We start from the raw sequence: 26,131 nt of genomic DNA, 5'->3' as shown, positions 1-26,131 counted from the left end.
ATAGATACTTTACTCCTAGGCTCAGATCATTTGTTCATTTAGCTCAAAATTTAATAAGAGCGCAATACCTCATGTCGTAATCCTAACTCTCTAAATATGTTAGCTGAGCTATAAATGCATTCAAATCAAGTTCTGTTCTTCTCGGATGTCATATCATAATCCTCCTTGGTATGTATTAAAAAGCTATTAATTTCATCGGAACCCTGCTGTTCATTTTGTATTGTGAGATCAATATTTCATCTTTTAAGAATTTCAGTATAATGATTATTTTTTTCGAAAACTTGCATGATTATCCTCAAATGTATATCTAGTCTACATTTGTAGACGATGTGAAAAGGGAGAATACTTAATGAGTACCGCCGGTGTCGTTATTTCAAGCAGCAAGATCGATTTATACAAAATCAAAAGAACTCCGATATTGGTAGCATTAGTTATAGGTGCTTTTATAGCAATTCTTAGTGAAACTTTGTTAAGCAATGCATTGCCTGAACTGATGCAGGAATTTGGAGTGACAGCTTCAACCATTCAATGGCTTACTACCGCTTATAACTTAGTATCATAACCAATTTCACAATTTTGAGTTTAACTTAGTATTTTTTAAGCGCTTCAGAATTAATCTCGAAATTCATTTATTATTTTTGTGGTATATGTTTTAGGAACAGCAACGTCTTTCATTTTCTTTACCGTGTTGTGAAGTAAAGAATAATGGATTTAACTTTACCTTTATTCTAGGAACAATGTGACAATATTTTACCAGACAATATACAAATAAGAAGCTACTGATCTGGGAAATCAGTGGCTTCTTATTCATGTAATAGACTTATTCTGACTTAGCTTGTCGTTAGTTCCTTATACTAGCTCCTTTTTATGAGTATCTCTTATTACATGTGTACTGCTTAGCGTTACAATATGCTGTGGTTCCAGCCCTAGAAGCACTCTTCCGTACAGTTCCATGCAAGTAGAAGCTGTGGTAAACGCATGATTAGCCCCACCACGAATATCGCGGAATATTTGGGATAGTCGGTTCGAATCCAGTATTACACTTCCGCCGCTTTCGACCACTAACATTTCAACGGCTTCCCAACATAACATTGCCGCATATCCAATATCCGTTTGAACCCGCGCGAAGTTTTGTTGATCTAGGAGCTCACAGTTCTTTTCATAAGTCTCTAGAATTTCAACGGATCGATGGATATGAAGATGAGCAGATTCGATCTTCATGGCTGCCAGTCCTACCTTGTACTGGATATGTCCAATTTCTGCCTGGGATTTGTGGATTGTCATGGCTATTCCCTTATGGGGTGCCTTTTCAACAAAGTGTTCCAACGCTCCTCTTGCAAGTCCCAGAATTGTGCTAATTCCTGTTGTGAGACTGGTTATCAAAAATAAATAAGGTTTGAATCTGTCTTCGCCTTTTAGATGCTGCAGCATGCTTTCATCAACTTGCTCTGCATCCTCATAAGCGACAAACTCATCAGAAATAAAAACATCATTCATTTCCAAACTGTTACTTGCCGATCCTTTTAGGCTCATCGTGTGCCAATCATCAATAATTTTAATTTCATCCATGGGAACAACAGCAAGCTGCATTTTGGGATCTTGCTGCATTCCACTCGCATCCTTTAAATTTAACAATGCATGTGTTGCATGCTTAGACCCGGAACCAAAGGCCCAACGACCATACTCAACCAGATAACCTCCCTCAACTTTCCTCACCACTGTTTTGATGGCTTGAAGTACCGAGCAGAATCTCACTTCGTTGACTTGATTGAAGATTTTACTCACCACATTTGAGGGTAGTAGCTGGGATGCACTATAGTTATTTCCATTTAAATTTTGAATCACCCATCCAACAGAACCATTGCCTTTCGCAACTTCAGAGACAATTTCAATCATTGCCCTTATGCTAACTTCAAATCCACCATATTTCTTCGGTGTTCTGAGCTTAAAAAGTCCTGCACTTGAAAGCTTTTCGATAACTTCTTCCGGTATGTGCATGTTTTTATCAATTTCCGTACCATATTCCTTTAAGAATGGAACTAATTCCGTAGCATTCTGAAGAAGTTTTTGCTCTTCATTGGTAAGTGAAATTACTTTACTTAGGTTTGACATTCCAAACACTCTCCTCTTTACACGTATTAGATTTTAATATGGATCATGATATAAAAGACTCTTAAACTATTCTTATATCGATACAATTCAATTTCGGGTTATTCATCCTCGCGCTATATCTCATCATCATGTACCTCAATAAACTTCTAGTTATTTGGAAGACAGTACTTTAAAATAAAAAATATGACGACGAAGAGGATAATCTCGTTGCATTATTTTGATCATCCGTCCTTTAACCTCAACGATTTCAACAGAACCATCTTTGTGTTCCATGTAGAAATCAGGTGTATACACACGTTTTTTTATACTTCTTGCCACAGTGTTCCACAGCCTGCATGATCTCAAAGGTTTTATGAAGCTCTAGCTTATGAAGGTAACCTGCAATAATTAAAGGAACAACCCGCTTATTATAGAAGCGCTCCTCCGCTTGGCTATCAAATGTAAGACGTTGAGTAGGTAAAGGCTCCCGAGGCGGTTCTCGAATTTTCACATGAGGGTTCGATGTAAGGAATTCTATGAGATCGGCTTCAGACATATGCATAGACTCACCTCTTCTTCATTTGCGATGTTCACCCTCCAACAAATGAAATAGAAGAGCGAATAGATAATCGTAAATAATCTATTCGCTCTTACACCTTTTAATAAATCTGTGGTTGAATCAACAATGCTTCTTGAGAAGCATTATGACCAATCGGAGTCTCCTGACCACTTTTGGACTTTCACTCGTCTAACAAATACGCCAAGAACAAGGCCGGCAAGGGCAACAAACATCACGAAGAATAATGCGTTCTGCATACCAGCCGTCAAAGCCAATGTTGCATTAGCCGGGTTTGAAGGATCAGCAACATTGTTCATAAAGTCTCCTACTCCGCTTGTCATGACACTAACCGCCATAGCAATCCCGATCGCTCCTGCAATTTGCTGCAGCGTGTTCATAATAGCCGTACCATCCGGGTACATCTCAGCAGGTAGCTGATTCAGACCATTCGTCTGAGCAGGCATCCACACCATAATAATTCCAACCATCAGACAGGTATGCAAGACGACAATCAAAGCGATTGACGATGCAACCGTAATATCAGAATAGAACCATAGGGTGGCCGCAGTTAGAATTAGACCAGGAACTACCAAAAACTTAGGTCCGAATTTGTCAAAGAGCGACCCAACAACAGGAGAAAGCACAGCTGAAATGATGCTGCCTGGAAGAAGAGTCAATCCAGCTGTCAAAGCACTTAATTCAAGAACACGAATCAAAAACATAGGAAGAACAAACATCGCTGCAAGATCAACACTCATACAAATGAATACTAGCGCCGTACCGATGGAAAACATCGGGTTTTTAAGTGTTCTTACGTTCATAAGAGGTTCTTTCATGTTCAGTTGTCGAATGACAAATAGTATCAATGCAACAACACCGGCGATCAGAGATACAATGACTACAGGGTTACCCCAGCCATGATCTCCTTCTCCAGCAGTACTAATACCGTAAACCAATCCGCCAAAACCAATTGTCGACAAAACCAGAGAGTAAATATCAATACGTGGTTTAGTTATTGGTGCTACATTTTTTATAAATGTAACGCCTATCACCAAAGCAACCACCAGAGTCATTAACGATACCCAGAATATCCAGTGCCAGCTCAGATTATCAATCAATAGACCTGAGGTGGTTGGACCTAAAGCAGGTCCCGCTGTGAACACAAGAGTGACCAGCCCCATCGCTTTTCCGCGTTTCTCGGCTGGGAATATAATGAGAGCAGTATTAAACATCAAAGGAAAGAGCAGGGCTGCTCCAGCAGCTTGAAGTATCCTTCCTAATAGCAATATATCGAAACTTCCCGCCATAGCACCTATTGCTGACCCTACGATTGAAATAATGACTGATGTCAGGAAAAGTTGCCTCGTTGTAAACCACTGTATCAATAATCCTGAAAGGGGAACTAAAATTCCCAGTGTGAGTAAATAACCACTTGATAACCACTGGACCGTGGACTCCGTAATTGCAAACTGATTAATTAAATCGCTGATAGCGATATTAATTGCTGTTTCATTAAACGTACCTATGATACCTGCAAGCATTAATGCGAACATTATGGGTAAAACTTTAACATTTGGGACCTTTTGCTCTTCTGAAATAGTTCCTGATTGCAAAACCTTCACTCCTCTGTGTCTTTCTAATTTTCACTGCATAGCATAAACAAAGCATTACAGAATACCTTTACTTAGAAATAATGTTTACCAGAACCGCCATGACAGGTAGCGCATTGTGTTATGTGTATATGTAAACCTCCTCTTGCATACTTATCTCATTCTCTCTCCAAATCTGTAGAGGAGAACTTTCAACTTTTTGATAATAACACACGCATGTCAAGTCCCCCCTAAACCAAAGGAAAAGTCAACCCCCTTTTTTTTGAATCTCTAAAACAAAAAAAGCCGCGACCTATGCGACTTTCTAAGTGATAATCTATTTTATAGTTATCTACGTTTCCTTTCTCAAAGCCTCAACGTTACTCGTTTGATTTAATCGATACATCGGCCAAACTGTAGCAACGAGCGTTGTTGCTATGGCACCTGCACAAGCAAGAACAATGCTGCCCCTAGAATCGTCCAACCTACATCGACAGCACCTTTGAAGAGACGATGTATACCATAGCTCAATACTGTTCCGAGTATACTACCGTATACCGCAGCGTATAGGCCGTAAAATACGCCTTCCAACAGAATCATTTTCTTTACATTACGTTGTGTCATGCCGAGGGCTTTAAGAACTGCAAATTCTTTGGTACGCAGAATGACATTGTGCTGACGGTGTTCAGTATATTCAGGAATGCAATCAGGACAATGACACCAATAAATCCATATAAAAAGATCCTGGCGGTTGTCGCGTCGTTCTTGGCTTGAGCAAGTTGCTCCACTTTATCTGTTTAACTGTACCCCTTCTATAATTTTATTCTAATACACGTTATTAATGGGGAAACGTTCCTACAATTGATTTTCTTTGTCACCTCTCCGTTTACCCGTGTTTCCAAAGTATAAGCTACAAGATAGAAACTTTGCTTAGATAATTATCTAATCCGCAATGACAAAATGTTCTTGTCCCGCGACAAATGTCTACATCACTTTGGGCACACTATTTTACGTAATTACATATGAGAATATAGTTACATTATTTTTGGATCAATCTACTAGTAAGGATTTTATATCATTAGTTATATCAGATGTTAGCAGCTCATAGCCGTACCGTCCCCCGCTGAATCACTACTGAAATATTTAAAGAACGATTTAACAGGCACCCCATATGATTAAAGGGTGCCTGTTTTAAATTCATTATTTTTAGCTGGCTTTGTGTTACACTTTTTAACCAACCGATCCTAGTTCTCACTCCGGAGAGCATCTACGATACTAACTTTATTCAACCTGTACATCGGCCCAATCGTTGCGACGATCGTCGTAATCATCGAACCTGCGAAAGCGATGCCGATACTGTACCACGGGAACACCCAATCTGCATCCAAAGCACTCGCAAAGAGAACTTGTATTCCATAATTCAGCGTCGTCCCTAGGATAATTCCGATCACGGCGGCAAATAGTCCATAAAATACGCCTTCTAAAATAATCATTTTTCTCACTTCCTTCTGGGTCATGCCGATGGCCTTGAGGGTTGCAAATTCTTTCGTACGAAGAATTAGATTCGTACTTACTGTATTTACAATGTTCAAGAAAGCAATTAGAACAATGACACCGATAAAACCGTAAAGCAAGATACTAAAAGTCTTTGCATCGTTTTTAGCTTGAGCGACCTCTGCCACTCGATCATGGTAGTTAAAACCAGCGTTTTTATCAGTTAATGATTTAAGATAGTCCGTTATAGGATGATTTGATATATCGGGATTAGCGAGGATAAATATTCTGGAATAAGTGTCGCTACCCATAATCTTGGAGTATACTTTCGGCGTCGTAATAAATGAAAGATCTTGACCTGTACTATATTTCTTCGATAACAAATCTTGATCGACAATTCCGACCACAGTCACGGTTTGATATTCATTATGATTTCCGTCAATTGTTCGGATTTTGATGTGATCTCCAACCTTAAATTGGGTTTGATCGAGAATTAGTCGTTTGCCTTCTTCTGTCATCATCATTATTTTTTGTAGGACGATAACGCCATTCTCTTGGTTCATTTTCTCTTTGTCAATCTTCCCGGCCGTGAGTTTGGATTGCAGAGCATCCAAGCCATTGTCTCCGTAGGACACAAGGAAATTATTATCTGTTCGATACCCTTCCCCTTCGGAAACGATGTATCGATCCTTATGAAATCCATAATATTTGGGATTGATTTTATCCTTAGGGATGATTGCATCTACTTGATTCCTGTAAAATTTGTAGGCTTGTTGAACAGCATCAAGCTTAGAAACATTCCGATACACAGTATCGTCTATTCGACTTGAAGGACCATCATAGGAAAGCGAATAAGAATACTGCGCACCCGAGAGCTGTGTTATTTGCTGCATGAAATCAACCAAACCACTAAAGACAATAAATAAAATAATACTAATAATCATGGAAAAGGCTGTAATCCGGAAACGTTTCTTGTTCCGTTGCAAGTTTCTGCTTGCAAATTGCCCTACGACGCCAAACAGCTTTTTAACAAACAGAGACTTTTTGACCTTTGTGATATTTTCAACCTTCGAGCTTCCCGCATTTTTCAGCGCTTCAAGAGGATATACGCGAGCTGCTTGTTTTGCTGGTCCAATAGCGGAAAGGTATACGCTCAGCAAGCCCAATAAACCGGCAGAGATTAGAATCGGTAGGGAAATGACCATTCTCATATCATTTAAGAAACCTAACGTTAACAAGCTGATATTGTAAAACAATACCTTCATAAAAAGGGTTCCTGTGAGAATCCCGATGGGTATGCCGATCAAGCTTATCAGGGTTGCTTCTTGCATCACAATTTTGCGAATTTGGGCTGGTGTAGCTCCAATGCATCTTAACATACCGAATTGTGAGATCCGCTCCAGTACAGAAATATGAAAAATATTATAAATCATTGCAATCGTACAAATCATTATAATCGCAATGACAGCAGCGAAAGTTAGGATTAAGCTGTTATTCACACCTTCATAAATGCTTTTTCCATACAATTTAAGCAGTTCATTATTGTACTCAATTCTTACATTTTCAATAAAGTTATCCCTATCCAGTTGCATAGCGGAACCTTGTTCGACATTACTCAGCTGTAAAGAGGACCTCAAGGCTTCCGTCTTTTCTTTGATGTTCTTCAAAGATTTCATTTTGACGTAAATAAAGTAATTTTTGTAGTTATCGATACTCTTGTTATCATTGAAAGTAATTGCAGGAAAGATGTATCCGGAAGACCAATTCTCTTTGCTTGACGGCTTCATAAAGCCTACAACAGTATATTCTCTTTGGGATTGAGCTTGGAAGGCTTCGTCAAGATCCCAACCATAATCGCCAAGTCCGTTAATCTTTTTGTCTTCACCAGTTGACGCCACCTTCCGGATTCCAAGGTTTAGCGTAATTGTTTCGCCAAGCTTTGGTTTTTTTAAAAAATAACTCAGACTCGAAGATGAAAGGATAATTTCATTCGAATTTTCCGGGTACCTGCCCGAGTCTAGCTGTGACTGAAGCATGTTCATTGCATTCGCATTATATCCCTTGACATTCAAGTACCGGTAGGGTGCGGCAAACGGATCTTCCTTCTTTTCCTTCTCTTTTGTTTCCCTAAGGACAGCATATCCTTCTCTACTGATGACGCCGGCACTTTTTACGGCTGCATTGTTTTTGACTTTCGGGATTGCTTCTCCTGAAATACCATTGAAAGAGACGTGGTAATCTCCGAAGTCCTGCATGGTTTGTCTGACTGACTTATCCCAATAGCTCATCCCGATTGTTCCAATGGAAGTAAACAGTGTAACCGACAAGATTATACCTAAGATTGTAAGCATCGATCTTTTTTTCTGTCCCTTTAAATATTTTCCAGTAAGATCTGTGTAGCTTTTCAACTTTCACTCACCTCATTTGCCTGTAGAAGGACTCCGTCTTCGATTCTTACGACTCGATCTGCGATTTTAGCAATATTCAAATCGTGCGTGATCATGATTAACGTCTGATTATATTTTTTAACTGAAAACATAAGTAAGTCCATAATATCCCTGCTGTTTTTACTATCCAGATTTCCGGTAGGTTCATCCGCCAAGATAATTGACGGTTTATTAATTAACGCACGGCCAATCGCCGTTCTTTGCTGTTGTCCGCCTGACAATTCGGATGGAAGATGATGTCTCCGCTCGGTCAGACCTAATATACCCATTAATTCCTGAACATAATTTTCATCTACCCTTTTGTTCTCTAATAGCATCGGTAACTTGATATTTTCCTCTGTAGATAGGACCGGGATCAGATTGTATGATTGAAAAATAAATCCAATTTTCCGTCTTCGGAATACAGCGAGCTCCTCTTCACTTCTGGAGTAAAGATCCGTACCATCGATGATGACCTGTCCACTAGCCGGGCGGTCCACTCCACCTAGAAGATGCATTAAGGTACTTTTTCCTGATCCACTGGCTCCTACGATGGCAACAAATTCTCCATGTTGAACAGAGAAATTGACATTTTTTAAAGCTTCAACCTTTGCCTCTGCACTTCCATAGGTTTTACACAAATTAATAGTTTTTAGTATTTCCACCTGTTTACCTCCTGAGCTAATGTTTCACTTTGTATGTTTGTTATTATAAAGATCGAAGCTTACAATAAAGTGAAGAGGAAGCTTACGTTATTGTAAGCTTCCTCCACTATCCCATTTATTAAACGAAACTCTAAATTCTGTTCCTAGCCCTAACTGACTTACAACGGTGATCATACCGCCTTGCTCTTCAATAATGGACTTGGATAAAGACAAGCCAATGCCAAGACTTTGCGGCTTTGTCGTTCTTCTCCCTCTATAGAATCGTTCAAAAATGTGAGGCAAATCTTCTGGGGAAATGCCCTCTCCTTGATCTCGAATGATTACTGTCTGGAATAATGAATTTTTTTCTAAAATAACATCAATTCCTCCCTCTAGTGGCGTATGTTCCAGTGCATTTTTAATCAAGTTAATCAAGGCTTCTGTTAGCCATTCTTCATCCGCCCAAACATACATATCTTCTCCACCATGAATGTGAATCTTCTGCTTCCTTTGCTCGGATAACATTCGCAACGAATGTACAGCATGATCGATCATTTCTCTTACTCGAACGCGTTCTATCAGGAACGTTATTGCTCCGGCTTCGACCCGTGCCAGCTTCAGCAAACTGATAATCAGCCATTCCATTCGCTCTAGTTGTTGACGGCCTCGATCCAGAAATTTCGTTCTCATTTCTTCTTTCATATGAGGATCATTTAGCAAATTTTCATTAAAAACGATGAGGATTGCTAGTGGCGTTTTGAGCTGATGCGAAATATCGGAAAGCAAGTTGCGTAGAAACATTTTCTCTTGTTGGAGTTGCCGAAGACTGTTGTGTAACCTTTCGGCCATCGCGTTAAAGTTTCGTCCTAATGCGCCAAAGTCCCCTTCATCATTCTCCGGAAGCGGTTGATCAAACTGATGTTCAACAACTTGCTCCGCTGCAAAGGTTATGGTTCGAATCTTGTTAAATATTTTGCGGTATTCCCATCCCAATAACAGCAGTAATGGAATACTATAAAGCAAAACCTGAGCCGCCGTTTTCATGGGTAAGGCGTTATCCGAGAGTACAGGTTGATCGTTTACGGGCATATCTTCCTTATATGCATATTGAGCCAGGCTGCGTTTTCCCTCTACGATTTCATTTTCTTGTGCACCCTGAGTGATAAAGTGGATAATTTCATTTTCTAGTTGAGGAGCTTGCTTCAAAACATAACCAATCAATGCAGCATTTTGATTAACCACGGCCTTATTGATCTGACTGACTTGATAACTCATATAAAAGAATATGATTACCGCTAACATAACTTGTAATACGATCGCTTTAACAGTAATAGACTTCCACTCTGGATTACGGACGAATTCATTCATGGTTTATCTCCCTACAATATCTGCATTCCATTTATATCCGACTCCTCGAACGGTAATGATGTATCTCGGTACTGCAGGAACATCCTCGATCTTCTCTCTTAACCTTCTGATATGAACTGAAAGGGTGTTGTTATCAATGAATTCTCCTGACATATCCCACAGACTGTTAAGGATGATACTTCTGCTGCAAATTTGCTTGGGGTGAGTCATTAACATCAATAGCAATCGATATTCCAGCCCCGTCAATAAAAGTTCCTGATTGTTTTTAAGAACAATTCCTTCTAGAACTCGAACTTCAATATCGTCGGATATCCATCTATTCGGTTCATCCTTGGGCTTATGATTGCGCCTTAATACGGCTTTCATTCTAGAGAGAAGTTCTTTGGTACGGAGCGGTTTGGTCATATAATCATCTGCTCCCAAATCAAGACCAGCAACAACATTTGTCTCCTCATCCAAAGCTGTCAAAAAAATGATGGGAACCTGGGATAATGCACGGATTTCCCTACACAGGTCATACCCTGAACCATCAGGTAAATTTATATCCAACAAAATTAAATCGACGTCGTCTGTCTTTAATGCCTTTCTGGCTTCTTCCAAGCTACCCGCAAGAACAACGCCATATCCTTCACTTGTTAAAGTATATTCAATACCGAACACCAAATTATCATCATCTTCAACCAGTAAAATTCGATTCATTGAGCACCTCAGTTTAATTCAAGAAAGTTTTTAAAATGCTTACTTATTATAGTACATAATTCCACTTTCAAATAAATGGCGGCGGTAAAACTACACCGTTTTTCCACTGTATCATGAAAGATATCTTTCACAAAGCTGTTTAGTGGAAAATTTATTAAAGATAACTCTGGTTCACCCATTAAACGTCACAAAAAATCATCAACCAATGTGGAATAATTTTTAAGTTGAGAAAGCCTATTTCTAAGCCACAAAAGACATGTAGGTGTCGGGCCATTTTCTTCACATTCTGTGCAATGGCCGTCATCAACGCCTGCCTTTTATAAGCTCAATGATTGTCATTGTATAATCAGCATAATTTCAAATAGGCATTCCCTGTTATTTAGGGTTTGCAATATAAAAAGTAATCTTGTATCATTTTCAGTGAATGAACGATCACTAACTTAAATAAAAGGAGAAATATCTTATGAATGAAATGGATACAAGCCGTACACTGCGTTTGTTATTCCCTCAATGGCAAGGAGGGAACAACCCTCCTTACGTTCTGGGAGCTCACTTGTTAAACTGGCTTGCTCCCAAGTCTAATGGTCCTTTTGAAGAAGTACCCGTCGATCTGAACCCTAATGTAGAAAAAGAACAAGGTATAATTTCCAAAAGTACCGTATTGCAACAAGCTAGATCAGCCAAAAGTCTAATTCATAAACATAACCCTGAACGTATCGTTGTCCTTGGAGGGGATTGCAGTGTAGAACTTGCTCCTTTTTCTTATTTGAATGAGAAATATGATGGAGATGTTGCTCTGTTATGGGTAGATGCTCACCCTGATGTCTCGATCCCTGAAGACTTTGAAAATCATCATGCTCATGTTCTTGCCAATTTGCTTGGGGTAGGTGATCAGGAATTTGTTGCAGAGGTGCCCCATCTTTTTAAACCTGAACAAATCCTATATGTAGGATTGAACGACATGATCGATGCTCTTCACTCAGAGCCCATGAAAAACATGAAATTAGATATTGTAGGTCCCGATGAAATTAAGCAGGATAGTTCTAAAGTGCTCCAATGGCTAGCTGAGAAAAAACCGTCCAAGATTATTATTCATTTTGATCTGGATGTACTGGATATGAAAGAATTCCGTTCTCTTCTGGTTGCTTATCCGGGAACATACGAAGAATACACCAAGAGCTTCCCACAAGGATCAAGTATGGAAACCATTATCCGAGTTTTGCAAGATGTAGCCAAATCCTATGATGTAGTCGGTCTAGGGATCACTGAACATTTCCCTTGGGACTCTTATTTCTTGGCGAACATGCTGTCTCGTTTACCTCTGCTTGGAGATATTGATAATAAAGAGCGTCCAGTCTTTAATACACTTTAATCCAAATGCAGACTATGGTAATGTACATGGTATGATGGATGTACATTATTTCGCGAAACAAGGAGGTTGCAGGGATAAGAGCCAAGAAGGTATCCCTGTACATTTGAAGTACAATGAATAACTCTGAACCGCCTAAATCGAAACGAATGAAACAAAAAGACGATAGCAGACGCTTGCTCATCGAGGCTGCTGTTCGATGTTTTTCACGCAATGGATTTCACAAAACAGGCATTGTCGAAATTGCAAAAGAAGCAGGAATGAGTGCAGGGAATCTGTACCGCCACTTTCCAAGTAAAGATGCATTTATTATTGCACTGGTGGAAGAAGAACAGCGCCATGCCTTGGCCAAAATGGAATTTAAAGAAACCGAAAAAGATCCTCTCGGACAGATTCTGACGATTATAACTAGTTGTGTCAGTAATCCCGTATATCCTATGGACCAGAGATTTTGGATCGAAATTTTGGCTGAAGCTTCACGCAATAAGGGCGTGCGACATGTCTTCAATCAAAGTGATATCATCATGCGTGAATCATTCAAAAATCTGCTTACAAGTGCTATTCATGAAAAACAAGTAGATCCAGAATATGATGTGGAGACCCTTTCTCTCTGGTTGTATGCGCTGATTGACGGCCTTATTGCACGTACAGCCACTGACGAACATTTCAGTTTTGATCACCATATGAGTCAATTCAATCAACTGATTCGCCAAGCATTAAAACCCAAAGAGCTCCAATAAAAGAAACAGCGGTAGCTATGGACGAGAAAATAAAGTCCTAGACTGCCGCTGTTTTACGATTACTTTAATGGCGCCTCCGTCAGCTGTTTTTTGGCGTACAATAACCATCCTCGCAAATATTGCCTGATTCTTGGTTTAGAGTCGTATCTAACGTCATCAGCGGATGTTCCTCGTCCCATACTTTTTGCAGCGCCTCCAGAAACACTTCACTTGATTGTGCGCCTGAAATCGCATATTTGCGGTTGATGACAAAGAAAGGTACACCTGTAGCTCCAAGGCTGCTTGCTTCACGCCCATCTGCACGAACTTCATCCACATATTGCGTGCTTTCCAGCACGTTGAGCGTTTTCTCGCGATCCATACCGGCTTCCGCCGCTATGTCAGCCAGTGTGTCCGCGTCGCCGATATGCTTGGAATCTGTGAAATATGCTTTATACAGAAGCTCCAACACTTCCGCACTCTTGCCATAGGTACCCGCAAACTTGATCAATCGATGCGCATCGAGCGAATGAGTAGGGATTATTCGGTCAAATTGAAAATCCACTCCATCACCCTTCGCTTGTTGGGCAAATTGTTTATGCATGGCCTTGGCTTCTTCTCTGCTGCCACCATGCTTTGAAACATACAAGTCGTGTACATCGTAAGCTGGGTATTTCTCGGCATAAGGATCTAGCTGGAAGCTCCGGTACTCCACATTCACTTTATCTTTGGATGCAAACAGCCCCAGCCCGTCCTCGAAACGCTGTTTTCCGATATAACAAAATGGGCAGCCAATATCCGACCAAATCTCTACTTTCATTTCGTTCCTCTCCCTTCACTTGATAAACAGATCGAATCCTTTCTCAACTGTTGTATACAATCGGCATTTGATGAATTAAGGATGGCTCGGAAGCTGCATGATACATAAATTTAGCGATATTTTCTCGGGATACCCCCATTTTGGCTGGCTGATCGCCTAGCGAGTAAGCATAATGAACGTTTTCCTTATGCCTTACATTTGGATTAATAATCCGAACTACTGTCCAGTCTAAAGAAGATCGCTTGATGATTTCCTCAAGCTTTTTCATTTCGTAATAACCATTCGGAAACATCACCTTGGCCATAATTCCCGGTACAATTGTGGCAATCGAATTCCGATCCTTATCAGATTTCAAGGTTGGAGTAGCAAGTGTAATGAGTCGTTTCTTATTTAACTTTCTCATCGCATTTACAATAACCTCATGACCATCCGCAACAGGGGTACCTTTTAATTTTCTGGACGTATCAAGTGCGGGTCCCAATGTGCTAATGATGACATCGGCATTCGACAGTGCTTGTTCCACCAAGTCTTGATTAGATAATTGACCCTCGACAACATTTAGCTTCTCATGTTTCTGTCCAATTTTCCCCGCATTTCTAGCATAAAGGGTAACGTTATCCCCGTTTTGAATTGCTACCTCAGTCAAAATTTTCCCAATTGCACCACTACCACCAAAAAGCGTTATGTTCATTAGTCGATCACCTCGATATTTTATTGTTAGATTGCTCTTTTGACCCAATGAACATTTAGGTTACAGCAAAACTTTATCGAACTTTTGTTGAATATATAACGTCCGTTGGTTATTATTATATGGATTATGTTGATTTCTTCAATCGCTAAAAAAGTGATTTTTGTTTTATATTCAACGGATTCGAATAATTTGTTAAATATCTTCTGGAGGCTATACATTATGGGAGTTAAAATCGATCGTAGAATCCTAAAAACAAAGGCAGCCATATTTAATGCATTTATAGGTTTGATCTCGGAGAAGGATTTTGAAGAAATAACTATTAATGAGATTGCGGATCGAGCGAATGTTAACAGGGGAACCATTTATTTTCACTACACCGATAAATACGATCTTCTTAACCAATGCATCGATGAGCATTTGAGCAGAATGATCTCCGTTTGCATCTCAACCGATCCAAATCAGGAAAAGGTTGATTTTATTCATTCTTTGTTACCTGTTTTTCAATACTTTGAGCAGAACCATACGTTTTTCGCTTCCATGCTTTCGAATAAAGGAATCCCTGCATTTCGGGAGCATATGTTAGAGATCGTGACGGGGAACATAAAAGACCAAGTCAATATGGAGGACCTTAATAAGGGGTATGACAAGCTATTGATAACGCAATTTATGGCCTTTGCATTCATTGGGGTAATCGAATGGTGGATTATAAATAACATGCCACATTCACCGAAATACATGGCCGAACAGGTATGGGGATTGTTTAAAAGGAATCAGGTGTACCCTTCATAAGCGAGATAACCCGTTCTTTAACTTAAAGATTAGCGAAAACAAGTTATTTGAGAACATCATGTATTACACGATGTTCTCAACGAGTATGAAAAATGAGGTATCACAATTCTGCATAGTTACTAATCGTCCTTCTTCTCCCAAAGAATACTTTATTTTCCTTGAACACCTATATGCTTAATGAAATATGTTAGAGGACCCATGCCGAATCCTGAGCTTGGTGACCCTTTTCCTCAAATACTTTTTTGAAAATGGACTATCTTGATGCTTGGCGTTCATTTCTTATCTTTTGTCTATACATCCCTGGAGCCAAACCAAAATGTTTTCGGAATAGTTTAGATAGATGTGCTGTATCCTGATACCCCACATACTCAGCGATCCAGTTGATGGTGTGATCGCTATTTAGCAGCCAGTGTCGTACCTCCTGAAGTCTAATATGTGTAATGTATTCTTTAAACCCACAATCGGTCTTCTGCTTAAACCACTGACTGAAATAGACTGGATTCAAATGGACTTCAGAAGATACCTCCTCCAACGTTAATGATCTTCTAAAGTGACAGTTTATATAATGTAAAACGCGTTGCACCGCAGGTTCCCCAGCTGTATTGATAAGTCTATCCAAAAGATCAGGTATTTCTGTCATACTTAGAAGCCAATCCGTATCCCCGGGCAACTGATTCACAGTAATGACTTTAGCTCCTGCATAATTCCTTGTGATCAGCTCCTTCACTTCCATGAAATCATTCTCGTCTATTTGTATAAGAAGAACACCCATGAGTTCCTTCCCCCTTTTATGCTCGAAGTATACGAATAGTTTTATGGAATAAAACATAACGTGAAACAGTACACATTCCAAACAAAACTTGATTTGCACCATAAAACTCTAGATTAAGACACTATTATGATGTTCATTTCCATTGCTATAATAACCATATGTTAAATAAACTAACTCGAGGAGGCTAAACCATAATGGAAAGTATAAAAGAGTTAAATGTATATCCTGAAAAAGGACATAGCATCATGTTTGTGTTCCGAAGAAAACCAGGGATATCACTTGAAGAGTTTCGCTATCATTATGAATTCACTCATGGAGCTCTTGCTACCAAGCTTCCGGGGCTTATTTCTTATCGGCAGCATCCTACTCGAAAACCGGGGAAGGGAGATGGAGCCTACGTCCCCGACGAAGCACCCTATGATGCTGTTTCGTTATACATCTTCGAAAATGCAGCCGTAGCAGAGGCAGCTTGGGTTTCGCCGCAAGGTTTGTTAGTGGATGAAGATACACTAAAATTTATAGATACTGAGACCATGATTAGTTTGCCTGTTATCCCTCGGCAAGTCCTCTAAATTCATGTTCATAACATTAAATTTGAAACAGCCGAAACACCTCCATTCGTTATGGAACATGTTTCGGCTGTTTTACCTCTACTCTGTAATGATTTTTCCATTGGTAGCGATGACTTCTTTGTACCAATTGAAACTCTTCTTTCGTGTTCTCTCAAAAGTTCCCGATAAATCATCGTGACGATCGACATAAATGAAGCCATAACGTTTACGCATCTCTCCGGTGGAGTTGCTTACGATGTCTATGCATCCCCAACTAGTGTATCCCATGACCTCGACTCCATCTTGAATCGCTTCTGCGACTTGCACAAGATGCTCACGGATATAATCAATCCGATAGGAATCCTCAACAATCCCCTTCTCATTCGGGACATCTATTGCGCCTAGGCCATTCTCGACAATAAACAAAGGTTTTTCATATCTGTCATAGAACTGATTTAACGTGTAGCGCAATCCCTTTGGATCGATTGACCAACCCCACTCGGAAGCTGAAAGGTACGGATTTTTAACCGCGCTCATAATATTGCCTCTGGATTGCTCATTAAGTTCAGGATCTGTCGTTGCACAGTAACTCATGTAATAGCTAAAAGAAATGAAATCGACCGTGTGTTTAAGTGTCTTCAGATCCTCTTCTGTGATATCGAGATCAATATTGGATTCTCTGAAATAACGCAGTATATACCCAGGATATTTACCTTTGACTTGCACATCTGCAAAGAAGAAATTCTCCCTGTCTTTACGCATGGCTTCCAACACATCCTCTGGTTTAGGTGTAAGAGGATACATTGGGCCACCCGCTATCATGCACCCGATCTGAGCATCGGGAATAATTTCATGACAAGCCTTCACTGCTAAAGCACTTGCAACGAATTGGTGATGGATAGCCTGATAAGTTACTTGCTCAGTTGCCTGATCAGGATAAATTCCTCCTGCAATAAAAGGACCATGAAGCATCATATTAATTTCGTTGAATGTCAGCCAATACTTTACTTTGTCCCCATACCGATCGAAAACAACTCTCGAAAAACGTTCAAAAAGAGTAATCACTTCTCGATTAGACCAGCCACCGTACTTATGGACGAGTCCAAGAGGCATTTCATAATGAGAAAGTGTAACTAATGGTTGAATTCCGTATTTGAGCAGTTCATCAAATAACCGATCATAAAATTCCAGACCTGCTTCGTTAGGAATGGCTTCATCTCCATTCGGAAAAATCCGGGTCCACGCTATAGAAGTTCTTAGTGTTCGGAACCCCATTTCTGCGAACAATGCGATATCCTCGGGGTAACGATGGTAAAAATCAATGGCCTGGTGTTTGAGATATTCACCATCAGGCTTATCCAGGATCTGACCGAATATTCCGTCCGACAACACATCTGAGACAGATAATCCCTTACCATCCTCCAGATATGCACCTTCGATCTGATTCGCAGCCACGGCTCCGCCCCAGAGAAAGTCAGGGGGGAATAAATCCCCCGACGTTTTAATTTCATTCACCGATTTTTTTGTAAAATCCATTGTTTTTCACCCTCCAAATTTTCTTTATCCGATTACCTTCATTAAAGGATCTTTTTCATCAATACTTCCGATTGATTCTGCATTAACATCGACATAGTCATTATAATTAGCTACAATAATAGGAGTTACCGTGTCATAGCCAGCTTTTTTAATCTGTTCTATGTCGAACTCAACCAACAGATCGCCAGCCTCAACATGTTGACCTACTTCAACGTGAGTCTCAAAATGTTGACCATTCAGTTTAACGGTATCTATGCCAATATGAATCAATATTTCTGCTCCACTGTCAGCCACAACAACAATGGCGTGTTTCTTCTTGAAAACAGTCGCGACCGTACCTTTCACAGGTGACACCGCTCTTCCTGTAGTGGGTCTAATTGCAATTCCTTTGCCCATCATACCAGCTGCAAAGGCAGGATCACTGACTTGCGAGAGTTCTACCACTTCTCCATGAATAGGACTAAGAATAGGTTGAACACGATCTGGATTATTAAATTGTACCGTTACGGGTGCTCTAGGATCACTCTCTATCGTCCCTGTAATTGTATTATTCGAAGAGACGGCTACAGCTTCTTTTCTCTCTGGAATATCTTCGAATCCAATAATGAGTGTCAGAACAAAACCAACAACAAAACTAACTGCACAGCCGATCAAGAAATACAGGAATGTGGAACCGAAGAAAAATGGTAACCCTGCAATCGGCCCGGTACCAATTCCCGTGGCACCAACTTTAAACCATCCCATTACTGCACTGCCCAGGCCTCCAGCAATGGCAGCTGCGATCAACGGTTTTTTTAACTTAACGGTTACACCGTAAAGAGCAGGTTCGGTAATCCCGATAATGGCATTCAGTGCTGCTGTTCCAGCTACAGCCTTGAATTCTTTGTTTTTGGTTTTCAAATATACCGCAAGAGTCGCCCCTGCCTGACCCGAATTGGCTGCAACTGCAATCCCCATTATATAGTCAACACCATACTTAGAAAGGGATTGGAACATGACTGGCAAGAACCCGTAATGCATACCTGTGATGACAATCAGCGGATAAAATCCTCCGAGAAGAAGCCCCGCTAGCCATCCATAGTTCATGTATAGTGAAATAAATCCGACGGCGATTCCATTTCCTATGAGTGTACCAGCAGGTCCAAGCGCAATAAGAATGATAGAAGAAACAATCAACAATGTAAGCAGTGGCAAAAAGATAGACTGAAGAACCTTAGGAATGATACGTTTTAAAACCTTTTCCACATAAGACATAAACCACACGCCCAGAATAATGGGTAATACAGACGATGCGTATATGACTGAAGTAATCGGGATGCCAACTAGGGTGACAGGTGATTCACCGTTCAAAAGAGCACCTAAGTTAGGATGAATCAAAACACCCGCAATCGCCCCAGCGACATATTGGTTAGCATTAAACTTTTTCGCCGTACTAAAAGCAAGAAGGATAGGCAAGAAATAAAAAGCCGCATCAGCGAATACAGATAGCAACTTATATGTGCTACTTTCCAAAGATACGAGTTCAAAAGATGAGAGTAATGTGATAATCCCTTTAAGTAATCCCGCCCCGATGATTGCTGGAATGATTGGAGCAAAAATACTTGAGATGACATTAAAGAAGGAATTGAGAATCCCTTTGAAGCCTTTCGAACCTGATGCAGAACTACTATCATCCGCAACTTGACGGTTACCCAGTAATTTTATAAATTCGCTGTGAACATCGGATACCTTATCCCCAACAATAATTTGAAATTGCCCCCCATTGACTGTCGCTCCCATAACACCCTGTATAGCCTGAATACCAGCTTTGTCTGCTTTCTCATTGTCTTTAAGGGTAAGACGCAATCGAGTTACACAGTGAGTTACATCTTTTACGTTTTCTTCTCCACCTAATAAAGGCAGTATTTCTCGTGCAATTTTCTGATTGCTCATGCTGATCCCCCCGGGATTTTAATGAAAAACGGAAACAAAAAAAGACCCAAATTCAACCAACTTACGCCCCGCGGTAGTCGTAAGTTCGTTAGAATTTAGGTCTTGCCTGCTCGAAGCAGTTACAATCCTACTTATCCTAAAGAATTATTCGGTTTGTGAATATGAACATAATTTAGCACGTACTTTGGAATCTGTCAACGCTTACATCAGGTGTAAAGATCTCAACTCCTGTTGACCACTCTTTCAATATGGATCGTCAAATAGAGTAATTCGTCCTTGTTTAAGAGATAATCATAGCTTAGCTTGATGTATTCTTTGATTTTCCAGGCACATTCATAAGATGGCTTATACTTTTCTTTCACAATATTTAGCAATTCCTCATCTTTACTTTCCGTCATAATTTTATTAAACATCCGCTGGGAAAAAAATTTGAGATGAGTTACGAATCTGAAATAGTTAAGCGATTCTTCATCCAAATCAATTCTGAATGTATATTGAACAATGTTTAGGATTTCCTTAATTAATCTTGTGATATTTGCCGCTTCAGGTACATTTTCGTTCATTTGAGCATTAACGATATGGAGGGCAATAAAGCCAGCCTCATCTTCAGGGAGTTCCACACCAAGACGCTCTTTAATTATGGACAGAGCTTCCATGCCGATTCCAAATTCCAATCTATAGAATCGTTTTATTTCCCAAAGGAGTGCATTATGAATATCTATCCCTTGTTGATGACGTTCGATTGTAAAATTAATATGATCGGGAAGCGAAATATATATGCTTTCATTCAGTTTTCGATTCGTTTTCTGCATAGCATAGTTAATAATATCTTCTGTAAGCGACATAACCTCCAACGATATTTTGTTTAATAACGTCTTTAGTCTATCGGTAAGTTCCTTATTCTCAAGGCTAAATACTTTTTCAATTTTGGACTTATCAACGGTGTCGCCTTTTTTCTTTTGAAAAGCAATCCCTAAACCCATAATCACCAATTCCTTGTTGTCTTCATTCATCGCCGTGATCACATTATTGTTGATCACTCTTGAAATCAACATGAATATCCCCCCAATGTTCAAAAAGCATCAAAAAAAGACAAGTCTCCATTGATCACTACGCTTGTCTGAATTGTATGTGATTCTAACATTTTGCTCAAATGAACGTCAATTATCAAATTCAATGTAAGGCTGTGTAGCCATCAACATTTTTGTTGTGCTGCACTTACTACGGACATGATTTTTTTAGCTAAAATAAGACTTCTCAGACAAGTAAGAGACAATTAATAGGCGTCCTACAAACCATATGAACCATATGAACCATATGAACCATATGTTGCAACTTTCCATGCCACCTGGCGAGGATTACGCCAACGCCAGATTTTTCTACTAACCTTTACCACTCTTAATATCATCCTCTGAAAGTCATAGTTAGTTCGAGCGAGGCATCACGAGTATGGCCAGGGATGCTTTCCCACAGCCCTTACTTGGCGGTACTTCCACTCAGAGAAATTTTATATATAGCGAATCAGTGTGATTAATCTACAACACCTCCAAGATTATTCCCGATCTCTCTCATAAATAGGGTATTATCTTGAAGGTGTTTAAATTTTTCCAACACTATGCAATTGTCTGTTACTTTCTGTTAGTTTCCCCAAGTTTAACTCTTCTTTATAGATAGACTATAAAAAACATAGCTATAAGCCCTTTTTTATTTCAAGCTTAGTCCGATTTATAGTAAAAGCCAATTGCAAAATAAAAAATACGTTCCTGAATACCCTATATAATGTGTTTATATATATTTTGTATACTGTATATAGTATACAAATTTAAAATAAGTCTAATTCTGTCTGGATGATTCTTGACCATTATTTAATTGCGTACAGCATCTCTTCCCAAGCTGTTATCCCCCTTGAAAAGTCACTTTTAAATTAGAAAACCTATTAATTTATCTCCTTCAAATCACCAATACTGCTCTTAGAAAATCTAAACATAAAAACATGCCCCTGCTAACACTACTTAGAAATTAATCTCTCTTATTTAGGTGATACTACCTAATAGAGGTAATAGATATGGAATAACACATATTGGAGCACAATTTGCCTGAACTAGGTCATACGGAAGGGTTAATTATCTGTATTAACTGCTAAGCCATTTCCTAAGCAGCCCTATGGATGAGATGCATTTTCAACTTGCAGTAATGGGGATTTTAAACGTGGCGAATTATTCTAACTTGGGAGACTGTATTGCCACCCCATATTTTATAAACATATAACCTTATAAAATCATGTTTTATTAATTTCCATGTTTGATCTTCATTTGATACACGAAATCACTTCTAAATATCGTTCTTTTTCTTTCCCGTTCCATCAGCTAGAGTATATTCAAGAAATGAAAACTTGATTTCTAACATATCGTATCTCTTATTAAGTTCAAAGAACTCAAGACCATCAATTATAATCTTCTCTCTCTTATGGAAATTATAATTGAGGATAATTGACCAGGGCATGCACGGACAGATTCTTACGCCTTTCACCACTGCAGAGCAATAGCCCTTATTCACTTTTAATGAGATTGCTCCGTGGTCGTCTTTCGAGTTCTGCTAACTTTCCAAGGATATGAAAACACCCGATACGGTTGTGAGCCGACCGGGTGTTACGTGTCCAGGCAGAAAAATGTTACTTTAATTGGTTTTGAGGACCAAGTTTCAGATACGGATGCACGCAACCGGGCTGTAACCACTTCGTCGAATCAAGCCAATGCTTAACGAGTTCCGTCGTGAGATAATTAAAATTTGAATGATATCAATAGTTAACGTCTAAACATTCTCATTTCCCCAAATGCTTACTAGATCATTGATTTGAAGCGATACGACCCTTAGTTCTCCGCCAATGGCATAGAGTTCCAGCCCCCTGCTCTCCAAGTCCGGGAAAATCATGTCTGAGATGATTGTTTCTCCATGATTTCCGAAGACCTCGACACTTGACCAATCCACGTAAATACTCAGTTGTACCCGTCCATGCTCTGGCTTCATAGGGGCCTTGTGTATTGCTGTGAAATCGGAATGAAAATCAATGGCGCTCGACTTCGTCCGATCGACGAACAACTCCCCATTCGAGCTATTGTATCCGATGATCGTCTCCTGATTAGAAGACTTCCGCACTTTGAACCCGAATTCCACGGCAGTGCTGATTTCAAATTCTGCAATAATTTCTGCCTTTGCAGCAGAGAAATCAGACAACACGTTCATACCTGGCTTAATCGTCAAGTCTTGCAGAGACAAAATCGGTTTTCTTAGCTGACTTAATTCACTTATGGGTGCTTGGATTAAGTGAAGTCCCTCCGGATAAGTCCTAAGCTGTAGCTCACGGGGAATTGACATCTTGCCACGCCATTCCTCTGAAGGTAGCGTGGTACCATAACGCCAATTGTTCATCCAGCCGACCCAAATCTTTCGACCGTCCTCGTTTGGAATCCCATTCCAGGTCACGGCCGCGTAAAAGTCTGATCCGTAGTCTACCCATTTAATAGTATCGAAAGATTCCAACGTTCCATCCAGAGCAAATGCCTTACCATCAAAGTTGCCTATGAAATACATCATGCCAGAACCACCTGCCGGTGGTTCCGGATCATCTGGATTCACACCATTTCTATCCCCGACACTTAGCATCAGAATCCACTTCGTGGTATTAGGATCCTCATCCACTTGGATTTGAAATATATCAGGACATTCAAATATCCCTCGGTGGATATGCGGAATGTCAGAACCGAATTCGCTTGCAAAAGACCATTCTTTCAGGTTTGGAGATGTGTAAAATTCTACACGTTCTCTTACGGCAAGGACCATTATCCACATCGACGATTCATCATGCCAAAACACCTTCGGATCACGAAAGTCTAGCGTTTCCATTGGGAATAAAACTGGGTTACCTTCATATTTTGTCCAGGTTCGACCTTTATCCCTGCTGTAAGCAATGCTTTGCACCTGCGGCTTGCCGGGCTGAGCCCTGTTGCCCTCATTCGTATAAATTGCAACCAATCCTGATCCTTCTTCGTTGAAAAATCCGCTTGTATTGTTCTTATCCACCACCGCACTTCCCGAGAAGATCGCTCCGTCCTCTCCAGGCGGAATTGCCGGTGAGAGTTCGTCCCAATGTATTAGATCCTTGCTTACCGCATGCCCCCAATGCATGCGGCCAAAGTCAGGCTGCGTATCATGGGGCGTATGCTGGTAGAACAGGTGGTACTCTCCTTCATAGTAAACCAAGCCGTTGGGATCGTTCATCCAATTTTTCTCAGGTGAATAGTGGAATTGAGGCCTGTATGTCTCCCTATAATAACTGTTTCGTGATCCTTTTCTGCTGCTACTGTCGCCCGTTAGGAACATGTCTTTAATGGTATCCACTCTCCTATTGATTGTTGATAAGGTGTTTAACAGCCCAACCACCTTTTATATATTTCAGCCTTGATCTTTAAGATATCGGTCGTAGCCTTTCTGCTTGATTTCCAGCCATTTGTCTAGTCCCAGTCTGGACAGCTCGGCCTTATATTCCGCCCATTCTTCTTCCACTTTGCCTGTTTTGATCCATTCTGCCCGTTTGCGGTTAACGTAAGCAAACAAATCGGTTTCCAGTGTGGAGATCTGCTTCTGATCCTCCAGCGAGAAGAAGACTTTCGGGAAATTATGGTCAGCCTTCATATAAGGAACGAGTCTTTTCTTTATGAGCTCGAGCCGCCCCACTGCATCGTCGGGCTTGGTCGTTACTTTTCCGTAATATTCGTCAAGAATTGCCAATGGACCACCGATATTCGTTTTTTGACGCAGCTCGACTGGCGCAGTTCCCTTAAGCGGAAGATGCTTCAGCATATGACTCGCTTCATCGTATTCAAAAATGTTCTGCTGAGTTTTGTCGCCGTAGGTGCCCCAGTTGTCCTGTACGGACTGGATGGGTTCATACAGTTGGTCAATCCATTTTGCTGTAAGCTCAAGATTTTTGTTGTCACTGGTAATCACCATTCTCCCCCGGTCAAAGCCGAGATTGTTCGTGCGGGTCACATTGACTTCACCGCTTGGCCCCGCGAGCGGATTCATCAATTCATATTTATCGTTGTCTCCTGAAATGTTCGCCTTATCCCATTGAAAATAGAGACCATATTTTTCATTCTGTCCTTTGGCCAGATACGTATTGTAATCCTGCTCGAATGACTCTTCGTCAATGAGGTTCAGCTTATAAAGCTCATTAAGGTATTTGATCCCCTCTTTATAACCGTCCTGATCGGCAGTGAAGACCACTTTCCCCTCATTGGTCACTACAGTATGATCGCCGTTTTCCCCAAGACCAAATGATCCAAACAGAAAATTCAGGTCCTCATTGCCGTTATTGAGTATAAAGGACAGCGGGATTTCATCCGCCTGGCCATTTCCGTTAGGGTCGTCATTTTTAAATGCGAGCAGAACTTTTTTTAAATCCTCGGTGGTTTTTGGCATTTTAAGTCCCAGCTTTTTCAGCCACTCCACATTGATCCATGGCATGTCGTTTACAGAATGAATGCTCTCCTTCCCGGCCCCCAGCTCTTCAATCCAAGGAAAAGCATAAATATGCCCGTCCTGTGCAGTTATCATGGATTTGTACTCAGGTGCTTCCTTCAATACCTTCTGTAGATTCGGCATGTATTTATTAATCAAATCCTCCAGAGGGATAATGGTTCCATCCTGTCCGAGGTTCAACAAATCATAGTCGGAATAGCCGGCATCCAGTATGGCATCTGGAAGATCTCCACTGGCAACAGCTAGGTTTCTTTTTTCAATGAAGGAATCGGAGGTGAAGTTGGTAAAATCGATATGCACCCCTGTTTTTTCTTCCAGTCTTTTATAAATCAACTTTTCATTTGGATCGGAAGGTGCCAGCGGCGAGCTTTGAGTCATAAAATGCAAAGTAACTTTCTCTTTAAGCGGCAGAGTAACATTTTCCAGCTTGTAATCTTCGGATGCCGCGGAATTATTGCCTGAACCGCCACATCCGGCAAGCAGTGAAGTAGAAAGTACCAACACAGACAAAGTTAGTAATGTTTTTTTCATCTCTATACCC

General features: G+C 40.3%; 20 protein-coding genes and 1 pseudogene. 5 read left to right on the top strand and 16 right to left on the bottom strand.

The window, feature by feature from the left end:
- Window positions 1–349: 349 nt before the first annotated feature.
- Window positions 350–556: pseudogene (locus MKX30_RS00720) on the top strand (MFS transporter); the annotation flags it as partial.
- A 293-nt stretch (window positions 557–849) separates the two neighbouring features.
- On the opposite strand, the gene MKX30_RS00715 reads toward MKX30_RS00720, so the two are convergent.
- The 8 genes from MKX30_RS00715 to MKX30_RS00680 all read right to left on the bottom strand — a co-directional run bounded on the left by MKX30_RS00715 (window position 850) and on the right by MKX30_RS00680 (window position 10,870).
- Window positions 850–2,112: an acyl-CoA dehydrogenase family protein gene (locus MKX30_RS00715; RefSeq protein WP_023988695.1), complete on the bottom strand. Its 1,263-nt coding sequence runs from the start codon at window positions 2,110–2,112 to the stop codon at window positions 850–852.
- Window positions 2,113–2,392: 280 nt separating this feature from the next.
- Window positions 2,393–2,653 (bottom strand): hypothetical protein, encoded by a 261-nt coding sequence (locus tag MKX30_RS00710; protein ID WP_023988693.1) that lies wholly within the window; start codon window positions 2,651–2,653, stop codon window positions 2,393–2,395.
- 140 nt (window positions 2,654–2,793) lie between these two features.
- The gene (locus MKX30_RS00705; protein WP_081365991.1) at window positions 2,794–4,203 is read right to left on the bottom strand and encodes a DHA2 family efflux MFS transporter permease subunit; all 1,410 of its coding nucleotides are present in this window, start codon (window positions 4,201–4,203) and stop codon (window positions 2,794–2,796) included.
- A gap of 471 nt (window positions 4,204–4,674) precedes the next feature.
- Window positions 4,675–4,902, bottom strand: a complete 228-nt coding sequence (locus MKX30_RS00700) for an FtsX-like permease family protein (RefSeq protein WP_226887817.1) — start codon at window positions 4,900–4,902, stop codon at window positions 4,675–4,677.
- A 581-nt stretch (window positions 4,903–5,483) separates the two neighbouring features.
- Window positions 5,484–8,141 carry an ABC transporter permease gene (locus MKX30_RS00695; protein WP_341062298.1) on the bottom strand — a complete coding sequence of 886 codons (2,658 nt, stop codon included), beginning with the start codon at window positions 8,139–8,141 and terminating at the stop codon, window positions 5,484–5,486.
- Window positions 8,138–8,824: an ABC transporter ATP-binding protein gene (locus MKX30_RS00690; RefSeq protein WP_028541247.1), complete on the bottom strand. Its 687-nt coding sequence runs from the start codon at window positions 8,822–8,824 to the stop codon at window positions 8,138–8,140. Before MKX30_RS00690 ends, MKX30_RS00695 begins: the two co-directional genes overlap by 4 nt.
- An 87-nt stretch (window positions 8,825–8,911) precedes the next feature.
- Entirely contained in the window at window positions 8,912–10,171 is a 1,260-nt protein-coding gene (locus tag MKX30_RS00685) for a HAMP domain-containing sensor histidine kinase (protein WP_023988688.1), read from the bottom strand.
- A 3-nt stretch (window positions 10,172–10,174) separates the two neighbouring features.
- Window positions 10,175–10,870 (bottom strand): response regulator transcription factor, encoded by a 696-nt coding sequence (locus MKX30_RS00680; RefSeq protein ID WP_023988687.1) that lies wholly within the window; start codon window positions 10,868–10,870, stop codon window positions 10,175–10,177.
- Between the two features lie 463 nt (window positions 10,871–11,333).
- Between MKX30_RS00680 and MKX30_RS00675 the strand changes: the two genes are divergently transcribed.
- Window positions 11,334–12,242 (top strand): arginase family protein, encoded by a 909-nt coding sequence (locus MKX30_RS00675; RefSeq protein ID WP_075154216.1) that lies wholly within the window; start codon window positions 11,334–11,336, stop codon window positions 12,240–12,242.
- 113 nt (window positions 12,243–12,355) lie between these two features.
- On the top strand, window positions 12,356–12,979 hold the full coding sequence (locus MKX30_RS00670; RefSeq protein WP_341062297.1) for a TetR/AcrR family transcriptional regulator: 624 nt from the start codon (window positions 12,356–12,358) through the stop codon (window positions 12,977–12,979).
- A gap of 79 nt (window positions 12,980–13,058) precedes the next feature.
- On the opposite strand, the gene MKX30_RS00665 is transcribed toward MKX30_RS00670, so the two are convergent.
- Window positions 13,059–13,778: a DsbA family oxidoreductase gene (locus MKX30_RS00665; protein WP_341062296.1), complete on the bottom strand. Its 720-nt coding sequence runs from the start codon at window positions 13,776–13,778 to the stop codon at window positions 13,059–13,061.
- 43 nt (window positions 13,779–13,821) lie between these two features.
- A complete protein-coding gene (locus MKX30_RS00660; protein ID WP_023988683.1) occupies window positions 13,822–14,469 on the bottom strand; it encodes an NAD(P)-dependent oxidoreductase in 648 nt (215 codons plus the stop codon).
- A gap of 219 nt (window positions 14,470–14,688) precedes the next feature.
- On the opposite strand from MKX30_RS00660, the gene MKX30_RS00655 reads away from it, so the two are divergent.
- A complete protein-coding gene (locus MKX30_RS00655; protein ID WP_316243714.1) occupies window positions 14,689–15,258 on the top strand; it encodes a TetR/AcrR family transcriptional regulator in 570 nt (189 codons plus the stop codon).
- 253 nt (window positions 15,259–15,511) lie between these two features.
- Here MKX30_RS00655 and MKX30_RS00650 read toward each other — a convergent pair whose 3' ends face one another.
- Window positions 15,512–16,030, bottom strand: coding sequence for a helix-turn-helix transcriptional regulator (locus tag MKX30_RS00650; protein WP_023988681.1), 519 nt, complete (start codon window positions 16,028–16,030; stop codon window positions 15,512–15,514).
- Between the two features lie 194 nt (window positions 16,031–16,224).
- Between MKX30_RS00650 and MKX30_RS00645 the strand changes: the two genes are divergently transcribed.
- Window positions 16,225–16,602, top strand: coding sequence for an EthD domain-containing protein (locus tag MKX30_RS00645; protein WP_341062295.1), 378 nt, complete (start codon window positions 16,225–16,227; stop codon window positions 16,600–16,602).
- 78 nt (window positions 16,603–16,680) lie between these two features.
- On the opposite strand, the gene MKX30_RS00640 is transcribed toward MKX30_RS00645, so the two are convergent.
- From MKX30_RS00640 to MKX30_RS00620, 5 genes are all read right to left on the bottom strand, one after another.
- On the bottom strand, window positions 16,681–18,117 hold the full coding sequence (locus tag MKX30_RS00640; RefSeq protein ID WP_048481502.1) for a glycoside hydrolase family 1 protein: 1,437 nt from the start codon (window positions 18,115–18,117) through the stop codon (window positions 16,681–16,683).
- Between the two features lie 24 nt (window positions 18,118–18,141).
- Window positions 18,142–20,049 carry a beta-glucoside-specific PTS transporter subunit IIABC gene (locus MKX30_RS00635; protein WP_053325476.1) on the bottom strand — a complete coding sequence of 636 codons (1,908 nt, stop codon included), beginning with the start codon at window positions 20,047–20,049 and terminating at the stop codon, window positions 18,142–18,144.
- A 221-nt stretch (window positions 20,050–20,270) separates the two neighbouring features.
- Window positions 20,271–21,104 (bottom strand): BglG family transcription antiterminator LicT, encoded by an 834-nt coding sequence (gene licT / locus MKX30_RS00630; RefSeq protein WP_023988677.1) that lies wholly within the window; start codon window positions 21,102–21,104, stop codon window positions 20,271–20,273.
- 1,756 nt (window positions 21,105–22,860) lie between these two features.
- The gene (locus tag MKX30_RS00625; protein WP_341062787.1) at window positions 22,861–24,429 is read right to left on the bottom strand and encodes a glycoside hydrolase family 32 protein; all 1,569 of its coding nucleotides are present in this window, start codon (window positions 24,427–24,429) and stop codon (window positions 22,861–22,863) included.
- 72 nt (window positions 24,430–24,501) lie between these two features.
- Entirely contained in the window at window positions 24,502–26,121 is a 1,620-nt protein-coding gene (locus MKX30_RS00620) for an ABC transporter substrate-binding protein (RefSeq protein WP_341062294.1), read from the bottom strand.
- Window positions 26,122–26,131: the final 10 nt, after the last annotated feature.

It is taken from the genome of Paenibacillus sp. FSL P2-0173, assembly GCF_038008045.1.
Taxonomy (GTDB): domain Bacteria; phylum Bacillota; class Bacilli; order Paenibacillales; family Paenibacillaceae; genus Paenibacillus; species Paenibacillus polymyxa_B.
Note: the sequence above shows the minus strand (reverse complement) of the source record. Positions and strands in the feature narration are given on the sequence as shown.